General features: G+C 61.5%; 19 protein-coding genes. 2 read left to right on the top strand and 17 right to left on the bottom strand.

What is annotated here, in order from left to right; all coding sequences use genetic code 11:
- Positions 1–2: 2 nt before the first annotated feature.
- The 16 genes from IAG25_RS30055 to IAG25_RS30130 form a co-directional block, all read right to left on the bottom strand.
- Entirely contained in the window at positions 3–905 is a 903-nt protein-coding gene (locus IAG25_RS30055; RefSeq protein ID WP_187608091.1) for a ParB/RepB/Spo0J family partition protein, read from the bottom strand.
- Between the two features lie 46 nt (positions 906–951).
- Entirely contained in the window at positions 952–1731 is a 780-nt protein-coding gene (locus IAG25_RS30060) for a ParA family protein (protein WP_187608092.1), read from the bottom strand.
- 80 nt (positions 1732–1811) lie between these two features.
- On the bottom strand, positions 1812–2477 hold the full coding sequence (rsmG, locus tag IAG25_RS30065) for a 16S rRNA (guanine(527)-N(7))-methyltransferase RsmG (RefSeq protein WP_187608093.1): 666 nt from the start codon (positions 2475–2477) through the stop codon (positions 1812–1814).
- Entirely contained in the window at positions 2474–4438 is a 1965-nt protein-coding gene (gene mnmG / locus IAG25_RS30070) for a tRNA uridine-5-carboxymethylaminomethyl(34) synthesis enzyme MnmG (RefSeq protein WP_187608094.1), read from the bottom strand. The genes rsmG and mnmG overlap by 4 nt, the downstream gene beginning before the upstream one ends.
- Before the next feature lie 158 nt (positions 4439–4596).
- The gene (locus IAG25_RS30075; protein ID WP_187608095.1) at positions 4597–5364 is read right to left on the bottom strand and encodes an ABC transporter ATP-binding protein; all 768 of its coding nucleotides are present in this window, start codon (positions 5362–5364) and stop codon (positions 4597–4599) included.
- A complete protein-coding gene (locus tag IAG25_RS30080; protein WP_375336551.1) occupies positions 5364–7136 on the bottom strand; it encodes a branched-chain amino acid ABC transporter ATP-binding protein/permease in 1773 nt (590 codons plus the stop codon). Before IAG25_RS30080 ends, IAG25_RS30075 begins: the two co-directional genes overlap by 1 nt.
- A gap of 4 nt (positions 7137–7140) precedes the next feature.
- Positions 7141–8196, bottom strand: a complete 1056-nt coding sequence (locus IAG25_RS30085; protein ID WP_035499368.1) for a branched-chain amino acid ABC transporter permease — start codon at positions 8194–8196, stop codon at positions 7141–7143.
- A gap of 146 nt (positions 8197–8342) precedes the next feature.
- Positions 8343–9515 (bottom strand): ABC transporter substrate-binding protein, encoded by a 1173-nt coding sequence (locus IAG25_RS30090; protein WP_035499370.1) that lies wholly within the window; start codon positions 9513–9515, stop codon positions 8343–8345.
- 276 nt (positions 9516–9791) lie between these two features.
- Positions 9792–10970, bottom strand: coding sequence for an ABC transporter substrate-binding protein (locus IAG25_RS30095; protein ID WP_187608097.1), 1179 nt, complete (start codon positions 10968–10970; stop codon positions 9792–9794).
- A gap of 476 nt (positions 10971–11446) precedes the next feature.
- Complete coding sequence (locus IAG25_RS30100; RefSeq protein WP_187608228.1) at positions 11447–12418, bottom strand: branched-chain amino acid ABC transporter permease; 972 nt, start codon at positions 12416–12418, stop codon at positions 11447–11449.
- Complete coding sequence (locus IAG25_RS30105; RefSeq protein WP_035499373.1) at positions 12418–13302, bottom strand: branched-chain amino acid ABC transporter permease; 885 nt, start codon at positions 13300–13302, stop codon at positions 12418–12420. Before IAG25_RS30105 ends, IAG25_RS30100 begins: the two co-directional genes overlap by 1 nt.
- Positions 13303–13395: 93 nt before the next feature.
- On the bottom strand, positions 13396–14616 hold the full coding sequence (locus IAG25_RS30110; RefSeq protein ID WP_035499375.1) for an ABC transporter substrate-binding protein: 1221 nt from the start codon (positions 14614–14616) through the stop codon (positions 13396–13398).
- Between the two features lie 74 nt (positions 14617–14690).
- The gene (locus tag IAG25_RS30115; RefSeq protein ID WP_187608098.1) at positions 14691–15452 is read right to left on the bottom strand and encodes an ABC transporter ATP-binding protein; all 762 of its coding nucleotides are present in this window, start codon (positions 15450–15452) and stop codon (positions 14691–14693) included.
- Positions 15449–16228, bottom strand: coding sequence for an ABC transporter ATP-binding protein (locus IAG25_RS30120; protein ID WP_187608099.1), 780 nt, complete (start codon positions 16226–16228; stop codon positions 15449–15451). Before IAG25_RS30120 ends, IAG25_RS30115 begins: the two co-directional genes overlap by 4 nt.
- A 373-nt stretch (positions 16229–16601) precedes the next feature.
- Positions 16602–18278: a GMC family oxidoreductase gene (locus tag IAG25_RS30125; RefSeq protein WP_187608100.1), complete on the bottom strand. Its 1677-nt coding sequence runs from the start codon at positions 18276–18278 to the stop codon at positions 16602–16604.
- Positions 18279–18324: 46 nt separating this feature from the next.
- On the bottom strand, positions 18325–19848 hold the full coding sequence (locus tag IAG25_RS30130) for a CoA-acylating methylmalonate-semialdehyde dehydrogenase (protein ID WP_187608101.1): 1524 nt from the start codon (positions 19846–19848) through the stop codon (positions 18325–18327).
- Between the two features lie 105 nt (positions 19849–19953).
- On the opposite strand from IAG25_RS30130, the gene IAG25_RS30135 reads away from it, so the two are divergent.
- Both IAG25_RS30135 and IAG25_RS30140 read left to right on the top strand, forming a co-directional pair.
- Entirely contained in the window at positions 19954–20856 is a 903-nt protein-coding gene (locus IAG25_RS30135; RefSeq protein WP_187608102.1) for a LysR family transcriptional regulator, read from the top strand.
- Positions 20857–20972: 116 nt separating this feature from the next.
- The gene (locus IAG25_RS30140; RefSeq protein WP_187608103.1) at positions 20973–21503 is read left to right on the top strand and encodes a class IV adenylate cyclase; all 531 of its coding nucleotides are present in this window, start codon (positions 20973–20975) and stop codon (positions 21501–21503) included.
- On the opposite strand, the gene IAG25_RS30145 is transcribed toward IAG25_RS30140, so the two are convergent.
- A complete protein-coding gene (locus IAG25_RS30145; RefSeq protein WP_187608104.1) occupies positions 21461–21964 on the bottom strand; it encodes an Lrp/AsnC family transcriptional regulator in 504 nt (167 codons plus the stop codon). The genes IAG25_RS30140 and IAG25_RS30145 overlap by 43 nt on opposite strands.
- Between the last annotated feature and the right edge of the window lie 90 nt (positions 21965–22054).

Genomic DNA, 22054 nt, shown 5'->3' on the forward strand with positions numbered 1-22054 from the left:
AATCAGTTGGCGGGAGTCGGGGCTTCGATACTGCCGCGCAACTTGGTGAGGATGCCTTCGAGCGAGTCCAGATTGCCGAAATCGATCGTGACTTTGCCCCGCCCTCTTCCGCCCAATTTGATCTTCACGTTCGCGGAAAGTAGATCCGACAGCTCTTCTTCCAGACGACGCGTATCACGTCCGCCGTCGTTTGCGGCGCGTGCTTTTGTCGCAGGCGCTTCCTTGGTCGTCGCCGCCACCAAGCGTTCGGTTTCACGAACCGACAAACGGCGATTGACGACGTGATTGGCAAGCTGGATTTGCGTCGCCGCATCGACCGCGAGCAATGCGCGCGCGTGGCCCATGTCGAGATCGCCGGCGAGGAGCATGGTCTGAACGGGCGACGCCAGGTTCAGCAGACGCAGCAGATTCGACACCGCGCTGCGCGAGCGCCCGACCGCGTCGGCCGCCTGTTCGTGGGTAAAGCGGAATTCGTCGAGCAGACGCTGGATGCCCTGCGCCTCTTCCAGCGGATTCAGATCCTCGCGCTGAATGTTCTCGATCAGCGCCATCGCGGCGGCGGCCTGATCTGGCACGTTTTTCACGAGCACCGGAACTTCGTCGAGTCCCGCAAGGCGCGCGGCACGGAAACGTCGCTCGCCCGCGATGATTTCATAGCGATCGTCGCCGATAGAGCGCACGAGAATCGGCTGCATCAGGCCCTGCGCGCGAATGCTCGCCGCGAGTTCCTGGAGCGCGCCCTCGTCCATCCGCGTGCGCGGCTGGTACTTGCCGGCCTGCATCTTATCGAGCGACAACACCGAGGGCGCGCCCTCGCCGCGCACGGCTTCCGTAATGTCGACGCTGCCGCCGAGCAATGCATCCAAGCCTCGGCCTAGACCTTTTTTCTTCATCACAGCGCTCATTTCGGTTCCTCCGTCAGCGTTCTCTGTCGCATCGAATGGGTTTTGCTTAGTTGACGTTGAGCGCACGCACACGCTCGATCATTTCATTGCCGAACTGGATATACGCCTGCGCGCCGCGCGACGACTTGTCGAAGACGACGCCGGGCAGTCCGTAGCTCGGCGCTTCGGCAAGGCGCACATTGCGCGGGATCACAACGTCGAACAACTTGCTGCCAAAGTGTTCCTTCAATTGGTCCGACACTTGCTGTTGCAGCGTAATTCGGGGATCGAACATCACGCGCAGCAGGCCGATGACCTTGAGATCGCGATTCAGATTCGCATGCACTTGCTTGATGGTGTTCACGAGGTCCGACAACCCTTCCAGTGCGAAATATTCACACTGCATGGGGATCACGACACCGTGGGCAGCGCACAGCGCGTTGAGGGTCAGCAGCGAGAGTGCCGGGGGGCAATCGATCAGTACGAAGTCATAGTCATCGACTACCTCGGCGATCGCCGCTCGAAGGATGCCCTCGCGATTCTCCATCTGCACGAGTTCTACTTCGGCACCCGCCAGCTCGCGGTTTGCGGGCAGTACGTCGTAGCCGACGGCCTCCGGGCGCGTCCGCGCCTCGCGTAGCGTGACGCCATCGACGAGCACTTCATAGACTGTGTTCTCGCACGCGGCCTTGTTGATGCCGCTGCCCATGGTCGCGTTGCCCTGCGGGTCGAGGTCGATCAGCAACACGCGCTGGTCGAGCCCTGCGAGGCTGGCCGCGAGATTGACCGCTGTCGTGGTCTTTCCAACGCCGCCCTTCTGATTTGCGACGCAGAAGATTTTTGCCATCGTTTAGTGTCCTCGTTTTTCGCTGTCAGAAGATCAGCGTGCCTGGCTGGAATGCTGGATGGAACCTGTACAACGGACCGTCAAGCTGGCTCGACGGCAATCTCGACGAGGTGCCGCTCCGCGTCGAGCATCGGAACGTTCAGTCGCTCGATGCCGAGCACTGTCGCGCCCGCCGGCACACGCGCGGCTTCGGCTTCGGGCCTGACGCCCTTCATCGCCAGAATTCGCCCATCGTCGGCAACCAGGTGACGCGCAAGTGTAACGAAATCGGAGAGCTCTGCGAATGCGCGCGACACGATTAAATCGAATTTTCCCGGGACTTCGACTCCCGGACGTAAACTTTCGACGCGGCCAGTCACAACCGACAGATTGTTCAGACCCAATTGCACCTTTGCCTGCGACTGAAACGCGGTTTTCTTATGAACGATGTCGTTGAGCGTGACGCGCAGTTCCGGCAGCGCGATCGCCAGTACGATGCCAGGTAATCCGCCTCCGGAGCCGACATCCAGCGCCGTCGCAGGCTTGCGCGTGGAGACTGCCGGAACGATCGCGAGCGAATCCAGGATGTGCTGAATCAGCATCTGCTGCGGATCGCGGATCGCCGTCAGGTTGTAGACGGAATTCCACTTGCCGAGCAGTGCGACGTAATCGAGAAGCTTCTGAATTTGCGAGGGCGACAGCGCAATATCGAGTTCGGCGACGCCCTTCTCGAGCGTCGTCGCCAATGATGGATTGCGCTCCGTCATTGAACCGCCGTCGGGTTATCGGTGATTGAATCGTCGCCGGCCGCATTGCGACCACGCCGGCCAGCGCCGCGCTTCAGATGGACCATAAGAAGCGAGATCGCAGCCGGCGTAATGCCCGAGATACGCGAAGCCTGCCCGATCGTCTCCGGGCGATGCTGAATCAGCTTCTGGCGGGCCTCGAAGGACAAACCTCGGACTTCGTTATAGTCGAGAGCTTCCGGCAGGCGCGTATTTTCCTGCGCTCCATTCCGCACGATTTCGTCCGCCTGACGATCGATGTAGCCCTGATACTTCACACCGATTTCGATCTGCTCCTTGATCTGAGCGAGCAGGATCGGATCATCAGAGAGTGATGTCTCGGGACCGCAGGCACCATCACGCAGCGAGCAGATTCCGTCGTAAGAAACGCCAGGCCGTCGCAGAAGATCGGCAAGACTATATTCGTGATCGATCGGCTTACCCAGTAACACTGTCGCCTCTTCCGCCGGAAGCGTTTTCGGATTGACCCACGTAGAACGAAGGCGTTGTGTTTCACGTGAAACAGCATCGCGCTTGCGGCTGAAGGCGTCCCAACGGACGTCGTCGACGACGCCCAACTCGCGCCCCATCTCCGTCAAACGCATATCTGCGTTGTCCTCACGCAGCGACAGCCGGTACTCGGCCCGACTCGTGAACATCCGATACGGCTCTGACACCCCACGCGTGACGAGATCATCGACGAGAACGCCCAGATACGCCTGATCGCGGCGCGGCGACCACGCTTCTTTCCCTTGAACTTGTAGTCCAGCGTTAATGCCCGCCAGCAAGCCCTGAGCAGCAGCCTCTTCGTAGCCGGTCGTACCATTGATCTGCCCTGCAAAGAACAGCCCGCTGATCGCCTTCGTTTCGAGCGAAGCCTTCAACGCGCGCGGGTCGAAGTAGTCATATTCGATCGCGTAGCCAGGTCGCAGGATGTGCGCATGCTCAAGGCCGCGCATCGAGCGAACGAGTTCGAGCTGGACGTCAAAAGGCAGACTGGTGGAAATGCCGTTCGGATAGAACTCATTCGTGGTCAACCCTTCCGGCTCCAGAAAGATCTGGTGCGCGTCCTTCGAAGCAAAACGATGAATCTTGTCTTCGATAGACGGGCAATATCGCGGCCCGACGCCTTCGATCACGCCTGTGTACATCGGCGAACGATCGAGTCCGGAGCGGATGATGTCGTGCGTCTGGGCGTTCGTATGCGTAACCCAGCAAGGCAGTTGACGCGGATGCTGCTCTACGCGCCCAAGAAACGAGAACACAGGGATCGGATCGAGATCGCCCGGCTGCTCTTCGAGTTTGGAAAAATCGATCGTCCGGCCATCGATTCGCGGAGGCGTGCCCGTCTTGAGACGGCCTTGGGGCAGCTTCAGCTCCTTGAGCCGCGCCGAAAGCGATACTGCGGCAGGATCGCCGGCCCGTCCACCGACATAGTTATTCAGCCCGACATGAATCTTGCCGTCCAGGAACGTGCCCGCGGTCAACACAACGGCGCGGCCCCGAAAGCGAAGCCCGACTTGCGTGACGGCGCCGACAACTCGATCGCCTTCAACCATCAAATCGTCGACGGCTTGCTGAAACAGCCACAAATTGGGCTGATTTTCGAGCCGATGTCGGATCGCCTGCTTGTACAGCAGACGATCGGCCTGCGCGCGCGTTGCCCGCACAGCCGGCCCCTTCGACGAGTTGAGAATGCGGAACTGAATCCCCGATTCGTCCGTCGCCGCTGCCATTGCCCCGCCGAGCGCGTCGACTTCCTTGACGAGATGGCCCTTGCCGATCCCGCCGATCGACGGATTGCAGCTCATCTGACCCAACGTCTCGATGTTGTGGGTCAAAAGAAGGGTCTTACAGCCCATACGTGCAGAGGCGAGCGCCGCCTCTGTGCCTGCGTGACCGCCGCCAACGACGATCACATCAAATTCTGTGGGATAAAGCATCGGGATATCGTGTGCGAACGACACGAACCTGGAAGAGAGAATAACTTTGAATTATAACGGCTTCTTCTCTGGCTCGAATTCGACCGATCGGCCGAGGACGAAAAAAAAGGCGTGTTTCACGTGAAACACGCCTTCTGATGGCACTTCAGCCGTCGTTCTTACGCGACTTTCTTCGTCAAACCGAGGTAGGTTTCGATGACTTGCGGATTGTGTTGGAGCGCGTCTGCGTTTCCTTCCAGCGCGAATTCACCCGTCTCAAGCACGTAGCCATAGTCGGAAATCTGCAAGGCAGCGCGTGCGTTTTGCTCGATCAGCAGCGTCGCAACGCCCGTCTGACGAAGCGCGCTGATGATGTGAAAAATTTCCTTAACAATCAGCGGTGCAAGTCCGAGGCTCGGCTCGTCGAGCATGAGAAGCTGCGGCTTGCCCATCAACGCACGACCCACCGCCAGCATTTGCCTTTCCCCGCCCGACAACGTCCCAGCCGCCTGCTTCCTCCGTTCCTTCAGTCGCGGGAAAAGCTCGAACACGTGATCGAGTTGGTCGAGAAAATTACGCTCGCCCGCCCGCTTGCGCCGATAAGCACCGAGCACCAGATTGTCTTCAACCGTCATCGTCGCGAACAATTCGCGCTTTTCCGGCACCAGGCACATTCCACGTGAAACGCGACGTTCAATTACAAGCGCGGATACATCTTCGGCGAGATATCGCACGACGCCCTTGGCATGCCCCGTTTGCGGCAACGCGCCCATGATCGCGTTGAGGAGCGTCGATTTACCTGCGCCGTTCGGCCCGATAACCGAAACGATTTGCCCTGGCCCGACGGTGAGCTTGCCATCGTGCAACGCCTCGACCTTGCCATAGCGCACCGACAAGCCGTCGACCTGCAAGATCGGATTCTCGGCCGTATTCGATTCCTTTGCCATCACTCCACCCCGCCCAGATATGCTTCGAGAACCGCCGGATCTTTTTGGACTTCGGTTGGCAAGCCCTCCGCGATCTTCGTCCCGAATTCCATTACGACGAGCCGATCGGTCAAATTCATCACGAAATCCATATCGTGTTCGACCAGCAGAATGCTCATCCCTTCAGCGCGCAGCTTCCGCATCAACTCGGCCAATTGCAACTTTTCTTGATAACGCAGACCCGCCGCGGGTTCGTCGAGCAAGAGAAGAGTCGGGTCGCAGCACAACGCGCGGGCGATTTCGAGAATCCGCTGCTGACCGAGTGCCAAACTGCCGGCCTCGCTATAGATATGCTTCTCCAGACCCACACGCTTGATCTGCTTCGCAGCTTCGGACATCAAGCGCGATTCCTCTGCCGCATTCAATCGCACGACGCTGCGCCAGACGCCAGTGTTGCCGCGCAAATGCGCACCGATTGCGACATTCTCCAGCACCGTCATCCCCGGAAGCATCTTGACGTGCTGGAAGGTCCGGCCAATGCCACGTTTGACGATTTCACGTGAAGTGAGCTTTTCGATGCGCTCCCCGTGAAAACTAATCGCTCCGCTCGTGGCCTGAAGGACGCCCGTCACGAGATTGAAGGTCGTGGATTTCCCCGCACCATTCGGGCCGATCAACCCGATGATCTCGCCCGCCTTTACTTCGAAACTCACATCGTTGACCGCGACGAGTCCGCCGAACTGCTTGCGCGCTTTTTCCACCACCAGCAAGCGCTCGCCCGCGTTCGGCTTGCTGCGCTGCGGCAAAACATCGCCGTGATCCGGGACGTGCGCACGCGGCCCGCGCGGGAAAAGGCGAGCCACGAACGGCCAGACGCCCTGCCGCGCGTATTGCAGCAGCAACACCATCACGACGCCGAACACGATGATCTCAAAATTGCCATTAGCGCCGAGCAGCTTGGGCAGAAGCGTCTGAAGATAGTCCTGCAGAACGGTGAGGATCGTCGCGCCCAGAATCGCACCCCAGACGTGCGAGACGCCGCCGACCACTGCCATGAACAGGAACTCGATACCGTGATTCAGGCCGAACGGCGTCGGGTTCACCGCACGCTGTAAATGGGCGTACAGGAAGCCGGAAATAGCCGCGAGAACCGCTGCGTAGACGAATATGACGACGCGCATCCACGCGGTGTTGATGCCCATCGCTTCGGCCATCGTGCCGCCGCCTCGCAGCGCACGGATCGCGCGCCCCGGACGACTATTAAGCAAATTCTGAACAGAAATCACCGCGAGCAATACCACGACCCAGATCAGGTAATAGATGCTGCGGCCCGATTCGAGCTCCCAGCCGAACACATTGAGCACGGGAATGCCGTTGATGCCGTCGTACTTGCCCAGCAGTTCCATGTTGCCGAACAGATAAAACAACGACAGCCCCCACGCGATCGTCCCGAGCGGCAGGAAGTGCCCGGAGAGGCGCATCGTGATGAGGCCGAGCAACAGCGCGATGAACGCCGTCAACACGACGCCCGCGATCAACGCGAGCCACGGCGAGACACCGTATCGCGTCGTCAGGAAGGCCGTCGCATACGCGCCTACGCCGACGAACGCAGCCTGCCCGAAGCTCGTCATTCCGCCGATGCCGGTAAGCAGCACGAGTCCGATCGCGACGATCGAATACAGGCCGATGTAGTTCAGCAGCGTGATCCAGTACTCGGGCACGGCGACCGGCCGAGGCAGGATCGGCAGAGCGAAGACGATCAACAAAAAGATCCAAAAAGAACGGAATTTCATCGGCTTACTCCTCGTCTTCATCCGAATGCGGGCTTGCCAGGCTGCGCCACAGCAAAACCGGAATAATCAAGGTGAAGACGATCACCTCCTTGTACGCGCTCGCCCAGAACGACGAATACGATTCGAGCAGACCCACCAGCAGTGAGCCTGCAGCCGCGAGCGGATAACTCACCAGACCGCCGACGATGGCGCCGACGAAGCCCTTCAGGCCGATCAGAAAGCCGGAGTCGTAGTAAATGGTCGTGATCGGCGCCACGAGCACGCCGCACAGCGCGCCCAGGCCCGCCGCGAGGGTGAACGCGAGGCGGCCTGCCTGCGTCGTGCCGATGCCCACGAGCCGCGCGCCCAGCCGGTTCACGGACGTCGCGCGCAAGGCCTTCCCGGAGATGGACCGATCGAAGTAAAAATACAGCGCGGCGATTAACACCACCGCCGTGCCGACGACCCACAAGCTCTGCCCGGAAATCGACACGCTGCCGAGATTGAACGTGGCGTCAGAAAACGCCGTCGTGCGCGAGCCTTCCGCGCCGAACATCACGAGCCCGAGGCCGACCATCGCGAAGTGCACCGCCACCGCCACGATCAGCAGCAACAGCGTGCTCGCCTCCGCGATCGGCTCATACGCGAGACGATAGACAAACGGTCCCATCGGCACGACGATCAGAAGCGTCAGCGCGATCTGCACGATCATCGGCAGAGGCTGTGCGAACGCTGCCTGCGTGATTCCCCAGACCGCGACGGGAAACAGCAGATACTTGCCCGCCAGCACCGCGAGCAAGCGTCCGATCTGGTGATATCGTGCAGGATGCCGAACGATACCAGCGAGTTCCGCGACAAAGCAGCCGACGCCCATCGCGATGAGCAGATAGCAGGTCGCGGGCAGCTTCTGCGTTTGCAGCGCGGCCAGCGTGAGCGCGCCATACGCGACGAACTCGCCCTGCGGAATGAAAATGACGCGTGTCACTGAGAACACGAGCACCAGAGCGAGCGCGAGCAAGGCGTAGATCGCGCCCGTGGTGATCCCGTCCTGCGCGAGGATCGCCGCAATCGATAAGTCCATACTTCCTCTTCAAAGCTTCTTTTGAAACAGGCGCCTCAATAACAGCCGCCGGAACATGGTCAAAGCGGCGCGCCGTTGCCGGTGCGCCGCTCGTTCATCTCAAAATCAAGAAACAAGAACGCGCGATGAAGCGCGTCCTCTGACGCTCAGTCGTTCAGCAATTTCCACTTGCCGTCGACGATCTGCACCATCACGCGCGCGCGATTGTCGAAGCCGTTGTGATCGGTCGGCGTCATGTTCATGATGCCGTGCGACACCGGCAGATCCTTCAGGTTTTCCAGCGCCGCGCGCAGCGCTTCGCGGAATTCCGGCGTGCCCGGCTGGCCCTTCTTCAGCGCCTCGGGAATTGCGCGCTGGAGCATCTGGCCCGCATCCCATGCATGTCCGCCGAAGGTCGACAGCGAGCCCGCGCCGTACGCCTTCTCATACGCTTCCTTGTAGGCGGCCGACGACTTCTTCACCGGATTGCCGTCCGGCAACTGCTCGGTCACGAGCACCGGACCCGCGGGCAGAATCTCGCCCTCGCAGTCCTTGCCGCAGACGCGCAGGAAGTCGTTGTTGGCGACGCCGTGCGTCTGATAGACCTTGCCCTTGTAGCCGCGCTCCTTCAGCGCCTTCGCCGGCAGCGCCGACGGCGTGCCCGCGCCCGCGATCAGCACCGCGTCCGGGTTCGCGCCCATCGTCTTCAAGACCTGGCCGGTCACGGATGTGTCCGTGCGGTTATAGCGCTCGTTCGTGACGATCTTCAGCTTGTGCGCCGCCGCCGCCGTGTTGAACACGTTGTACCAGCCGTCGCCGTAGGCATCCGCGAAGCCGATAAAGCCCACCGTCTTCACGCCGTGCTTCTCCATGTAGCTCGCGATTGCATCGGCCATCAGCGCGTCGTTTTGCGGCGTCTTGAAGACCCACGACTTCTTCGCGTCCATCGGCGCGATGATCGCTGCGGACGCGGCCATCGAGATCATCGGCGTTTTGCCGGCGGCGGCCGCATCGATCATCGCGAGCGAGTTCGGCGTCACAGTCGAGCCGACGATCGCATCGACGTGATCTTCATCGATCAGCTTGCGCGTGTTCTGCACGGCGCGGCTCGTGTCGGAACCGTCATCGAGGACGATGTATTCGACCGATTTCCCGCCGATTTCCTTCGGCAGCAGCGCGACGGTATTTTTCTCGGGAATCCCGAGCGATGCGGCCGGTCCCGTCGCCGAGAGCGTCACGCCGATCTTCACCTGAGCGAACGCCGCGCCCGATCCTGCGAGCACGCTGCCCGCGATGGCGAGCGCGATGCCCGTCCTGATCCATGCCTTCTTCGTTTTCATTGCTTGTCTCCAAACGCGACTTGCGGTTCACGCACCCCTGCGGTGCGCTGCTGCGAGTTGTTATCGATGCTGCTTCCCTGGGCTAACCAAAGAGCCGCCCCAATCTATTTACCGCGTTACTGCGTGCCAAGGCTGGTTTTCCCTGACCGTTGCGCCGTTGCGATCGAGGCTTCGCGCCCTCTTCTACGCTTCGGGTTCATACTGCACGGCACAGAAAAAAGGCGCGTTGTGTTGCTAACGCGCCTTTGTTCTCCGAATCGTTCACATGCGAATGCGTCAGTTGCCCGAGAGCTTCCACTTGCCGCCGACGATCTCCACCATCACGCGCGCGCGCTGGTCCAGTCCGGAGTGATCGTTGGGGCTCATGTTGAAGATGCCGTGCGATGCAGGCAGATTCTTCGTCTCTTCGATAGCCGCGCGCAACGCTTCGCGGAACGCCGCCGTGCCCGGCTGGCCCTTCTTCAATGCGACGGGAATCGCGCGCTGCAGAATGAGGCCCGCGTCCCACGCGTGACCGCCGAACGTCGACACGGAACCCGCGCCGTATGCGCCTTCGTAAGCCTTCTTGTACGTGAGCGCGGCCTGCTTCACGGGATTGCTGTCGGGCAACTGCTCCGCGACGAGCAACGGGCCCGCGGGCAGGAACGTGCCTTCGCAATCCTTGCCGCACACGCGCAGGAAGTCGTTATTGGCGACGCCGTGCGTCTGATAGATCTTGCCCTTGTAGCCGCGCTCCTTGAGCGTCTTCTGCGGCAGCGCGGCCGGCGTGCCAGCGCCCGCGATCAGCACCGCGTCCGCGTTTTGCGACATCATCTTGAGCACCTGACCCGTCACCGATGCATCGTTGCGCGCAAAGCGTTCGTTCGCGACGATCTTCAGCTTCGCCAGATCGGCGGCCTTCGAGAATTCCTTGAACCAGCTCTCGCCGTAAGCGTCGGAAAAGCCGATGAACGCGACCGTCTTCACGCCATGATTCGACATGTGTTGCGCAATCGCGGTGGCCATCAGAATGTCGTTCTGCGGCGTCTTGAAGACCCACGCGCGCTTGCTGTCCATCGGTTCGACGATGCTCGCAGCCGCGGCCATCGAAATCATCGGCGTGTGCGTTTCGGAGGCGATGTCGATCATCGCGAGCGAATTCGGGACGACCGTCGAACCGACGAGCGCGTCGACGTGATCTTCGCTCGTCAGCTTGCGCGCGTTTTTCACGGCCTGGGTGGAATCGGTGGCGTCGTCGAGAACGATGTATTCCACCTTCTGCCCGCCGATTTCCTTCGGCAACAATGCGACGGTGTTCTTTTCCGGAATGCCGAGCGAAGCCGCCGGGCCCGTCGCCGAGACCGTCACGCCGATTTTCACGTCCGCCAGAACGGGATTGCTGAATGCCGCCGAGAAACTAATGCAAACTGCCGCGACAGCCATTGCGACCGTCTTGCCGCGTAAAGCCAACTTCATTGATTTGCGCCCCGTAAATCAGTTTTCTGCGTGGAGAATTGCCTGCGAATATGCCGCTGATTCGCGCCCGCCGTGAATCACCGACCATCGGGTCGGGAAATGCAGTTTAGCGGACGAAACCACCGCGCAGCAAGCGTTTTGAAGGGTTTAGCGTGCGCTGGAAACCCCGGGAAAACCCGCGTTAAAATCAATTGCGGGATTTTATTCGTATTATCGATGGGGAATAAAAAAAGCGCTGTTGGAATCATCCAACAGCGCTTTTCGGTCGGGCACTTTGTGCCTCATGTCTCCTCGTTCTCCACCTCAAAAAATCTGGGTGCAACAGAACTAGGACGCATATTAAAGAACGCATCAGTATGCGACAACCTAGCATTTACCCTAGTGGTGCATAAAAGCACCTCAAAAGGGCGTATTTCTTGCAATACAGCGGTCTTCTCGCAAGTGCCCGATTCGTTCGTATTTCCAACTAAATCGCGTCAGCCTTGCAGCGGCCGAACCCGCGCGATGATCTCTCCGACGATCCCGCGACGGAACGCCAGCACGCACGCGATGAAGATCAACCCCGTCACGATCGTCACCGATTCGCCCAGCGAATTGAACCACGACACGCCCGTGATCCGCGCAATGCCGCTGCCGATATCGCCGAGCTTGTCTTCCAGCGCGACGATGATCGCCGCACCGAGCAACGGCCCGAACATCGTGCTCATGCCGCCGACGAGCGTCATCAGCACGACGAGACCGGACATCGTCCAGTAGGCGTCGCCGAGCGTTTCGAAGCCGAGCACGACCGTCTTCATCGCGCCCGCGAAACCCGCAAGACCCGCCGACAGCACGAACGCGAGCAGCTTGTAGCGCGACGTGTCGTAGCCGAGCGAAATCGCGCGCGGCTCGTTCTCCTTGATCGCGATCAGCACTTGCCCGAACGGCGAATGCACGATGCGCACGATCAGCGCGAACGCGAGCAGCATCACCACGAGCACGACGTAGTAGAGCGTGATGTCGTTGCCCAGATCGAGTACGTTGAAGAGCTTGCCGCGCGGCACGCCCTGCAGACCGTCTTCGCCATGCGTGAACGGCGCCTGCAGGAACACGAAGTACACCATCTGCGCGAGCGCGAGCGTGACCATCGCGAAGTAGATGCCCTGGCGCCGGATCGCGAGCAGACCGGCTACGAGCCCGAGCAGCGTCGCCGCCGCCGTGCCCGCGATTACACCGAGCTCCGGCGTGAAGTTCAGCGACTGGATCGCATAGCCGGCGACGTAGCCGGCGGTCGCGAGGAACATCGCGTGCCCGAACGACAGCAGCCCGGTATAGCCGATCAGCAGATTGAACGCCGCCGCGAACAGCGCGAAACACAGCACCTTCATCATGAACAGCGGATACACGCCGACGAACGGCGCCGCAATCAGGCCGATCAGCAGCAGGCCATAGAGCGCTTTTCTCTGCATCATTTTTCCTTGCCGAAGAGTCCTGCCGGGCGAATCATCAACACGATCGCCATGATGACGAAGACGACCGTCGCGGACGCTTCCGGATAGAACACGCGCGTGAAGCCCTCGATCACGCCGAGCAGCAGGCCGGTCAGGATCGAGCCCATGATCGAGCCCATCCCGCCGATCACGACGACCGCGAAGACGGTGATGATCATCGACTGGCCCATCAGCGGCGACACCTGGATCACGGGCGCCGCCAGCACGCCCGCGAACGCCGCGAGTGCGACACCGAAGCCGTAGGTGAGCGTGATCATCATCGGCACGTTGACGCCGAACGCCTCGACGAGCTTCGGGTTCTCCGTGCCCGCGCGCAGATAAGCGCCGATGCGCGTCTTTTCGATCACGAACCACGTCGCAAAGCACACGACGAGGGACGCGACGACTACCCACGCGCGATAGTTCGGCAGGAACATGAAGCCGAGATTGGTCGCGCCCTGAAGCAGCGAAGGCACGTCGTACGGCTGCCCCGACGAACCGTAAACCGAGCGAAACACGCCTTCGATCACGAGCGTGAGGCCGAACGTGAGCAGAAGCCCGTAGAGATGATCGAGCTTGTAGAGCCAGCGCAGCATCGAGCGTTCGATGACCACGCCGAACAGGCCGACCACGATCGGCGCGAGCAGCAGCATCGCCCAGTACGGGATGTTGAAGTAGGAATAGCCCATCCACGCGAGCATCGCGCCCAGCATGAAGAGCGCGCCGTGCGCGAAATTGATGACGTTGAGCAGGCCGAAGATCACCGCGAGCCCGAGGCTCAGGATCGCGTAGAACGAGCCGTTCACCAGCCCGAGCAGCAGCTGGCTCATCATTGCGGCGAGCGGAATGCCGAATATTTCCATTGAACCTGCCGTCAGAAACGTGTTGACGCGGTTGCGACGGCGAGGCGACCTTCCGGCCGCCCGCCGCGCGAACGCTTGCGCGCTACCGAATGCTTACTTCCAGAGCTTGCAGCGCGATTCGGCCTTGGTGCCGAACGCCTGATCGCCCGGAATCGTCGCGGTGATCTTGTAGTAGTCCCACGGCTCCTTCGATTCCGACGGCTTCTTCACTTCCATCAGGTACATGTCGTGGATCATCGAGCCGTCTTCGCGGATGTAGCCCTTCGCGTAGAAGTCGTCGATCTTCGCCTTCTTGAGCTGCGCCATGACCTTGTCGCTGTCGGTCGTGCCCGCCGCCTTCACTGCATTCAGGTACGTCGTGACGGCCGAGTAATCCGCCGCCTGCAGGCTGCCCGGCATCTTCTTCATCTTGTCGAAGTAGCGTTTTGCCCAGGCGCGCGTCTTGTCGTCCTTGTTCCAGTACCAGCTATCCGTCGCCACGAGACCTTGCGTGGTTTCGAGGCCGAGGCTGTGAATGTCGGCGATAAAGACCAGCAGCGCGGCGATCTTCATCGACTTGGTGATGCCGAATTCCTTCGCGGCCTTGATCGAGTTGATCGTGTCGCCGCCCGCGTTCGCGAGGCCGAGCACCTGCGCCTTCGAGCCCTGCGCCTGCAGCAGGAACGACGAGAAGTCCGACGCCGACAGCGGATGGCGCACTTCGCCGAGCACCTGACCGCCGTTCGCCTTCACGACATCAGCCGTGTTCTTTTCCAGCGCCTTGCCGAAGGCGTAGTCGGCCGTCAGGAAGTACCACGACTTGCCGCCCTGCTTCGTCACCGCGGAACCGGTGCCCTTCGCGAGCGCCATGGTGTCGTAAGCGTAGTGGACCGTGTAGGGCGAGCATTGCTCGTTGGTCAGATTGTCCGCGCCCGCGCCGATGTTGATGTACGGCGTCTTCTTCTCCGCCGCCACCTGCGCGCTCGAAAGCGCCGTCGCCGAGTTCGTGCCGCCGATGATCACGTTCACGCCGTCGCGGTCGATCCACTCGCGCGCACGCGACGCCGCGATGTCCGCCTTGTTCTGGTGATCCGCGTAGACGAGCTCGATCGGCTTGCCGTTGACCTTGCCGCCGAAGTCCGCGATCGCCATGCGAATCGCTTCGAGCCCGCCTTGTCCGTCGATGTCCGCGTAGAGGCCCGACATGTCGGTGACGAAGCCGATCTTCACCGTGTTGCCGTCGGCGGCATTGGCGCTCGTGCTCATCACCGCCACACTCGCCGCCGCAGCCGCAAAGCACAGAGTAGAGAGGCGCGCGAGGGTCTTCTTTTTCATTCCAGTCTCCATGAGTTTTGATTTGATGCGGTGTTACTGGTGTTGCCCTTTCCGATGTGCCGCGCCGGGATCGATTACACCCCGAGCAATTCGTGCAGCACCGGCATCTTCGCTTCGAGTTCCCCCGCGCCGAAATGCTCGACGATGTTCCCGTGTTCCATCACGTAAAAGCGATCCGCAAGCGGCGCCGCGAAACGAAAATTCTGTTCGACCATGACGATCGTGTAGCCGCGCGACTTCAGCATGAGGATCATGCGCGCGAGTGTCTGCACGATGACCGGCGCGAGCCCTTCCGAGATTTCATCGAGCAGAAGCAGATTCGCGCCCGTGCGCAGAATGCGCGCGACGGCCAGCATCTGCTGCTCGCCGCCCGAAAGACGCGTGCCCTGGCTCGCGCGGCGCTCCTTCAGGTTCGGGAACATCGAGTAGATCTCGTCGAGCGGCATCGCGTCTTTCGCGTTGCCGATCAGCGGCGGCAAAAGAAGGTTTTCCTCGCAGGACAAGCTCGAAAAAATGCCGCGCTCCTCCGGACAATAGCCGACCCCGTAATGCGCGATCTTGTGTGTGGCGAGGCCGATGGTTTCATTGCCGCTCACGCGGATCGAACCCGTCCTGCGCCCGGTCAAACCCATGATGGCGCGCAACGTGGTCGTGCGGCCCGCGCCGTTGCGGCCGAGCAGCGTGACCACTTCGCCGCGATTCACCTTGAGGTCCACGCCGTGCAGGATGTGCGACTCCCCGTACCACGCCTGCAGACCCGAGATTTCCAGCGCAGGCACATTGCCCGCCGCGCCGTTCGCCTCGCGCGAGCGGCGCTCCTCCACGATCGTACTCATGCATGCGCTCCGGTGAGCGCCGCATCGGCGCTGCCCATGTAGGCTTCCATCACGAGCGGATTCTTCGACACTTCCGCGTAGCTGCCTTCGGCGAGCACTTCGCCGCGCTGAAGCACGGTGATGGTGTCGGAGATGCCCGCGATCACGTTCATGTTGTGCTCGACCATCAGGATGGTGCGCCCCGCCGACACCTTCTTGATCAGCGCCGTCACGCGATCGACGTCCTCGTGACCCATGCCTTGCGTCGGTTCGTCGAGGAGCATCAGTTCGGGCTCCATCGACAACGTGGTCGCGATCTCCAGCGCGCGCTTGCGGCCGTATGAGAGCTCGACGGTTTTCGTATCGGCGAAATCGGTGAGGCCGACTTGCGTGAGCAGATCCATCGCGCGGTCGTTGAGCGCATCGAGAGAACGCTCGCTGCGCCAGAAATGAAACGACGTGCCCAGTTGCCGCTGCAAACCGATGCGCACGTTCTGCAGCACCGTCAGGTGCGGAAACACGGCCGAAATCTGGAACGAGCGGATGATCCCGCGTCGCGCGATGTGCGCCGGACGCTCGCGCGTGATGTCCACGCCGTTGAAAACGATCTGTCCCGCGGTGGGTTCGAGAAACTTGGTGAGAAGGTTGAAGCAGGTCGTCTTGCCTGCACCGTTCGGTCCGATCAGCGCATGGATCGAACCGCGGCGAACGCGCAGGTTCACGCCATTCACGGCCGTGAAGCCTTTGAATTCCTTCGTGAGTCCTCGCGTTTCAAGAATGGTGTCGCCGAGAATCATGTCCCCTTCCATGCGAAGTGAAGCGCTGGGCAAATCCGTATTCGCCTGCGCCTTATTTTTTCTTTCCGCGCGCACCCGAACGTTGTCTCCATCCCGGTACTGCTTCGCTTCATGCATCGCTGTTGCGCCCGCACAAAGTGTGCACGAGGTATGCCGAGCATCACTAATTCCGGGGCCATTGTCGCGCCAATGATGCAGCGCAATCATTGGGATTTGCACTTACTAACGAATTGCTTGGAGTTTTGGCGCGTGCACGCAATAGGGGCACGGAGAGTGCTTATTCCCTGCGCATATAAGCAATCGTTTGTGCAACGTCATGCGCGCGCCATTCACGCGTCATCCCGACATGTGAAGCGCGCGCGTCACCGATCTGTCATGCGAGCGCCGTCGCGATCACTTCTTCCGCTTCAATGCCGCGCCTGTCCTCGCGGATCATCTGGCTCGCACGCTCGGCGATCATCAGGGTCGGCGAGTTCGTGTTGCCCGATGTGATCGTCGGCATTATCGATGCATCGACCACACGCAGGCCGCGCACGCCGATCACGCGCAGACGGCTGTCGACGACCGCGGCCGGATCGTTGTCCGTGCCCATGCGACAGGTGCCGACCGGATGGAAGATCGTCGTGCCGACCTTGCCCGCCGCTTCGACGAGTTCTTCCTGCGTCTGATACTGGATGCCCGGAAGAATTTCCTCGGGCCGGTATTGCGCCAGCGCGGGCGCGCTGACGATGCGCCGCGTGAGACGCACCGAATTCGCGGCCACTTCGCGATCGTGATCGGTCGACAGATAATTCGGCGCGATCAGCGGCGCCGCATGCGCATCCGGCGATTCGATATGCACGCTGCCGCGCGATGTCGGCCGCAAGTTGCACACCGACGCGGTGAACGCATTGAACGAATGCAGCGGCTCGCCGAAGCGTTCGAGCGACAAAGGCTGAACGTGATATTCGACATCGGGGCGCTTGATCGATGCATCGTCGGGATTGGACTTGGCGAACGCGCCGAGTTGCGACGGCGCCATCGACATCGGTCCGCTTCGCATCAGCGCGTATTGCATGCCGATGAAAAGTTTGCCCCACCAATGCGCCGACAACGTGTTGAGCGTGCGCACACCGTTGACCTTGTACGCCATGCGCAATTGCAAGTGGTCCTGCAGATTTTCGCCGACACCTCGCAGGCTCTTCACGACATCGATACCGAGACGTTGCAGACGCGCGCCGTTGCCGATGCCGGACAGTTCGAGAATCTGCGGCGAGTTCACCGCGCCCGCGCTGAGAATCACTTCGAAACGCGCACGCGCGACGTAATCGATATCGCCGCCGCGATACTCCACGCCGACGCAGCGCGAGCCTTCGAACACGAGACGTTGCGTATGCGCACCGGTGATCGTCGTGAGATTGGGACGCTTCATCGCTTCGCGCAGGAAGGCTTTCGCCGCGTTCCAGCGTATGCCGCCGCGCTGGTTCACTTCGAAATAACCGACGCCGGTGTTGTCGCCGCGATTGAAGTCGTCCGTCGCGGGAATGCCGCTTTGCTGCGCGGCTTGCGCGAACGTCTCGAGAACTTTCCACTTCAGGCGCTGCTTCTCGACGCGCCATTCGCCGCCCGCGCCATGCCATGAATTGCCGCCGCCATGATGATCCTCGCTGCGCATGAAGACGGGCAGCACGGAATCCCACGACCAGCCCGGATCGCCGCTGATGTGCGCCCAGTCGTCATAGTCCTCGCGCTGGCCGCGCATGTAGATCATGCCGTTGATCGACGAGCATCCGCCGAGCACGCGTCCGCGCGGATACGCGAGCTTGCGACCGTCGAGGCCCGGTTCCGCCTGCGTCTTGTAGAGCCAGTCCGTGCGCGGATTGCCGATGCAATACAGATAGCCGACCGGAATGTGAATCCAGTGATAGTCGTCCTTGCCGCCGGCTTCGAGCAGCAGCACGTTCACGTTCGGATCTTCGGTGAGGCGATTCGCGAGCACGCATCCGGCCGTGCCCGCCCCGACGATGATGTAGTCGAATTCGCCTTCCAGCTTGCGCGCGTTCTGTTTCATGACGTGTCTCCAGTCGATGCCGTCTTGCGCGGCTTCGATGATTCGATTACTTCGCTACCGGCATCGTGAATTCGGCGCCCTTCGCGATGCTGTCGGGCCAGCGTTGCATCACGCTCTTGTAGCGCGTATAGAAGCGCACGCCTTCTTCGCCGTATGCGTGGTGATCGCCGAAGAGCGAACGCTTCCAGCCGCCGAACGAATGCCACGCCATCGGCACCGGAATCGGCACGTTGATGCCGACCATGCCCACCTTGATCTGACGCGAGAACGCGCGCGCGACGCCGCCGTCCGTCGTGTAGCACGACACGCCGTTGGCGAATTCATGCTCGTTGATGAGTTCGACCGCGCTCGCGAAATCCGGCACGCGCACCACCGACAGCACCGGCCCGAAAATCTCTTCCTTGTAGATGGTGCTGTCGGTCTTCACGTTGTCGAACAGCGTGCCGCCGAGGAAGAAGCCGTTTTCGTGGCCTTCGACCTGATGTCCGCGTCCATCGACGACGAGCGTCGCGCCCGACTTCACGCCTGCGTCGATATAACCTTCCACCTTCGCGCGATGCGCGCCCGTGACGAGCGGACCCATTTCGGCATCGCTTTCCATGCCGTTCTTGATGACGAGCGATTGCACGCGCGGCGTGAGGCGTTCGATCAGTTCATCAGCGATGTGACCCACCGCGACCGCAACCGAAATCGCCATGCAGCGCTCGCCCGCCGAACCGTACGCCGCGCCGATCAACGCATCGACGGCCTGATCGAGATCGGCATCGGGCATCACGACGAGATGATTCTTGGCGCCGCCCAGCGCCTGCACGCGCTTGCCGTGCTTCGTGCCTTCGGTGTAGATGTATTCGGCGATCGGCGTCGAGCCGACGAACGACAACGCTTCGATATCCCGATGCGCGAGCAACGCATCGACGGCGGTTTTATCGCCGTGCACGACGTTGAACACGCCATCGGGCAAGCCCGCTTCCGTCAGCAATTCCGCGAGCCGAACCGATGCCGACGGATCGCGCTCCGATGGCTTCAACACGAACGTATTGCCCGTCGCGATCGCGATGGGGAACATCCAGCACGGCACCATCATCGGGAAATTGAAGGGCGTGATGCCCGCGACCACGCCGAGCGGCTGACGCAGGTTCCAGTTGTCGATGCCGCCGCCGATCTGATCCGTGAAGTCGGTCTTGAGCAGATTGGGAATGCCGCACGCGAACTCGACGATCTCGATGCCGCGCATCACTTCGCCCTTCGCGTCGCTGAACACCTTGCCGTGCTCGCGCGTGATGATTTCGGCGAGCTCGTCGTGATGTTCGTCGAGCAGTTGCTTGAACTTGAAGAGCACGCGCGCACGCTTGATCGGCGCGGTTTCGCTCCATTCTGGGAAAGCGGCTTTCGCGGCGGCCACGGCTGCATCGACTTCGGATGCGCTCGCGAGCGGCACGCGCGAGGCGAGGGCGCCCGTCGCCGGATTGAACACGTCGCCGAAGCGCCCGCTCGCGCCTTCGACCCGCTTGCCGCCGATGAAATGCGTCAACGCCGCGACCTGCGCTTCGCTTCGATGTGTCTCGCCCATGATGTCTCTCTTATATATGCGGATAGGCCGAGCGTACTGCCGGATGCATCCCCGAATCCAATGAGATATGTTCAACTGGGATATAAGAAGCTTTAATATCAGGCGATGGACTACATCCTCTTGCGCGCCTTTATCACCGTCGCCCGTGAAGGCAATCTCACGCGCGCCGCGGCGCACCTGCATCTCACGCAGCCGGCCGTCAGCCTGCAGATCAAGAACCTGCAGGAGATGCTGGGCGTCGTGTTGTTCTCGCGGACGTCGCACGGTCTTCTGCTGACGCGCGACGGCGAAGCGCTCCTGCCGCACGCCGAACGCGCGCTCGCCGCCGCCGCCGATGTGCAGCGCGCCGCTGCCGCGCTGCGTCACGAGGTGAGCGGCACGCTGCGCATCGGCACGATTCTCGATCCCGAATTCCTGCGGCTCGGGGGCTTCCTGCGACAACTGGTGGAGACGCACCCGCGCATCGAAACGTCGTTGCGGCACGGCATGTCGGGCTGGGTTCTGGACCGCGTGAGGGCGCGCGATCTGGATGTCGGTTATTACATCGGCGATCCGGCCATCGACGGCACGCGCGACGGCGATCGCTTTCACGTCGTCAGGCTCACGCCGTTTCTGTATCGCGTGCTCGCGCCGGCGGGCTGGCATAACCGCGTGAACAAGGGCAAACGCAGCTGGGCGGCGCTCGCCAAGCTGCCGTGGATCTGGACGCCGCCCGAGTCCGCGCACAACCGGCTTCTGTCGCGCATCTTCCGCGAGGCGGGCGCGATGCCGGTGATCGTCGCGGAAGTGGATCAGGAGCCGTCGATGCTCGATCTCGTGAAATCGGGCGTCGGTCTGTCGCTTGCGCGGGATTCGATCGCACTGGCGCAGGCGCATGCGCACGCACTGACGATCGTCGAAGGCGTGACCGTGCCGACGCAGTTGTCTTTCGTCGCGCTTGCGGAGCGCCGTGAGGAATCGGCGATCGCCGCGGCGCTGCGGCTGATCGATGCGCAATGGGCGGTTTGAATACACATCTAAGTGCAAATACCGAGTCCGCGCGTAAGTGCATTCAAGCGAGCTTCATCGATTATTTGCTAGTCTGAGCCCTCGCTGATCCATCCAACCGTGTTCGAGGAGCCTTCATGGCACGCAACATCGAAATCAAGGCGCGCGCGCATCAGTTCGACCAGCTGCGCGAGCGGGCGGCCTCGCTCGCCACCGACGCGCCGCTGGTTTTCCGCCAGCAGGACTTCTTCTACGACGTGCCGACCGGACGCCTCAAGCTGCGTCAATTCGACGACGGCACGCCGTCCGAACTGATCTTCTATCAGCGTGACGACCGCGACGGTCCGAAAGTCTCGTATTACTCGCGCAGCCCGGTGACGAATCCGGAAGCGATGCACGCGCTGCTCGCCCAGGCGCTGACGACGCGCGGCATCGTCTCGAAGGAGCGGCATGTATATCTCGTCGGACGCACGCGCATCCATCTGGACCGCGTGGACGGGCTGGGCGATTTCATCGAGCTGGAAGTGCTGCTCGGCCAGGACGACGACGAAGCCGGCGGCGAACAGGAAGCGCACGCGATGTTCGCGCGCCTGGGTGTGGGCGAAGCGGATCTCGTGCCGTTGGCTTATGTGGACTTGCTCAGTCCCGAGTCGTCGTCGGCCAGATGAGCGAGCGGCAGCGGGCCGTTGCGCTTGAACGTCGTGAGCACGATGTTCGAGCGCACGCTGTCGACGCCCGGCACGCGCATCAGTTTTTTCATCACGAAACCTGACAGCGCGTTCAAATCCGGCGCGACGATGCGCAGCAGATAATCGGCGTCGCCCACGGTCGCGTGGCATTCGAGCACTTCGGGCAGCATCTCGATCTGCTGCTGAAACTGCTCGATGATCGAATCGCCGTGATGCTTCAGCTTCAGGCTCGTGAACGCCGTCACGCCCAGGCCGAGCTTCTCCGGCCGCAAGACCACGCGATACCCTTCGATCACACCCGTCGCTTCCAGCCGCTGCAGACGCCGCCCGATCTGCGACGGCGAAAGCGGCACCTGCTCGCCCAGTTGCTGATGCGTGGCGCGCCCGAACCGTTGCAGCACGTCGAGCAGGGCAAGATCGAAATGGTCGAGTTCGAGCATGAGGCGGATGTGCGCTGGAGCGGTGATAAATGCGACTTTATCGCATCGACGCCGGCTTGCTCACAAACCCCTTGCGCAAAAAGGCCGTTT

Source organism: Caballeronia sp. EK (assembly GCF_014384845.1).
Classification (GTDB): Bacteria; Pseudomonadota; Gammaproteobacteria; order Burkholderiales; family Burkholderiaceae; genus Caballeronia; species Caballeronia jiangsuensis.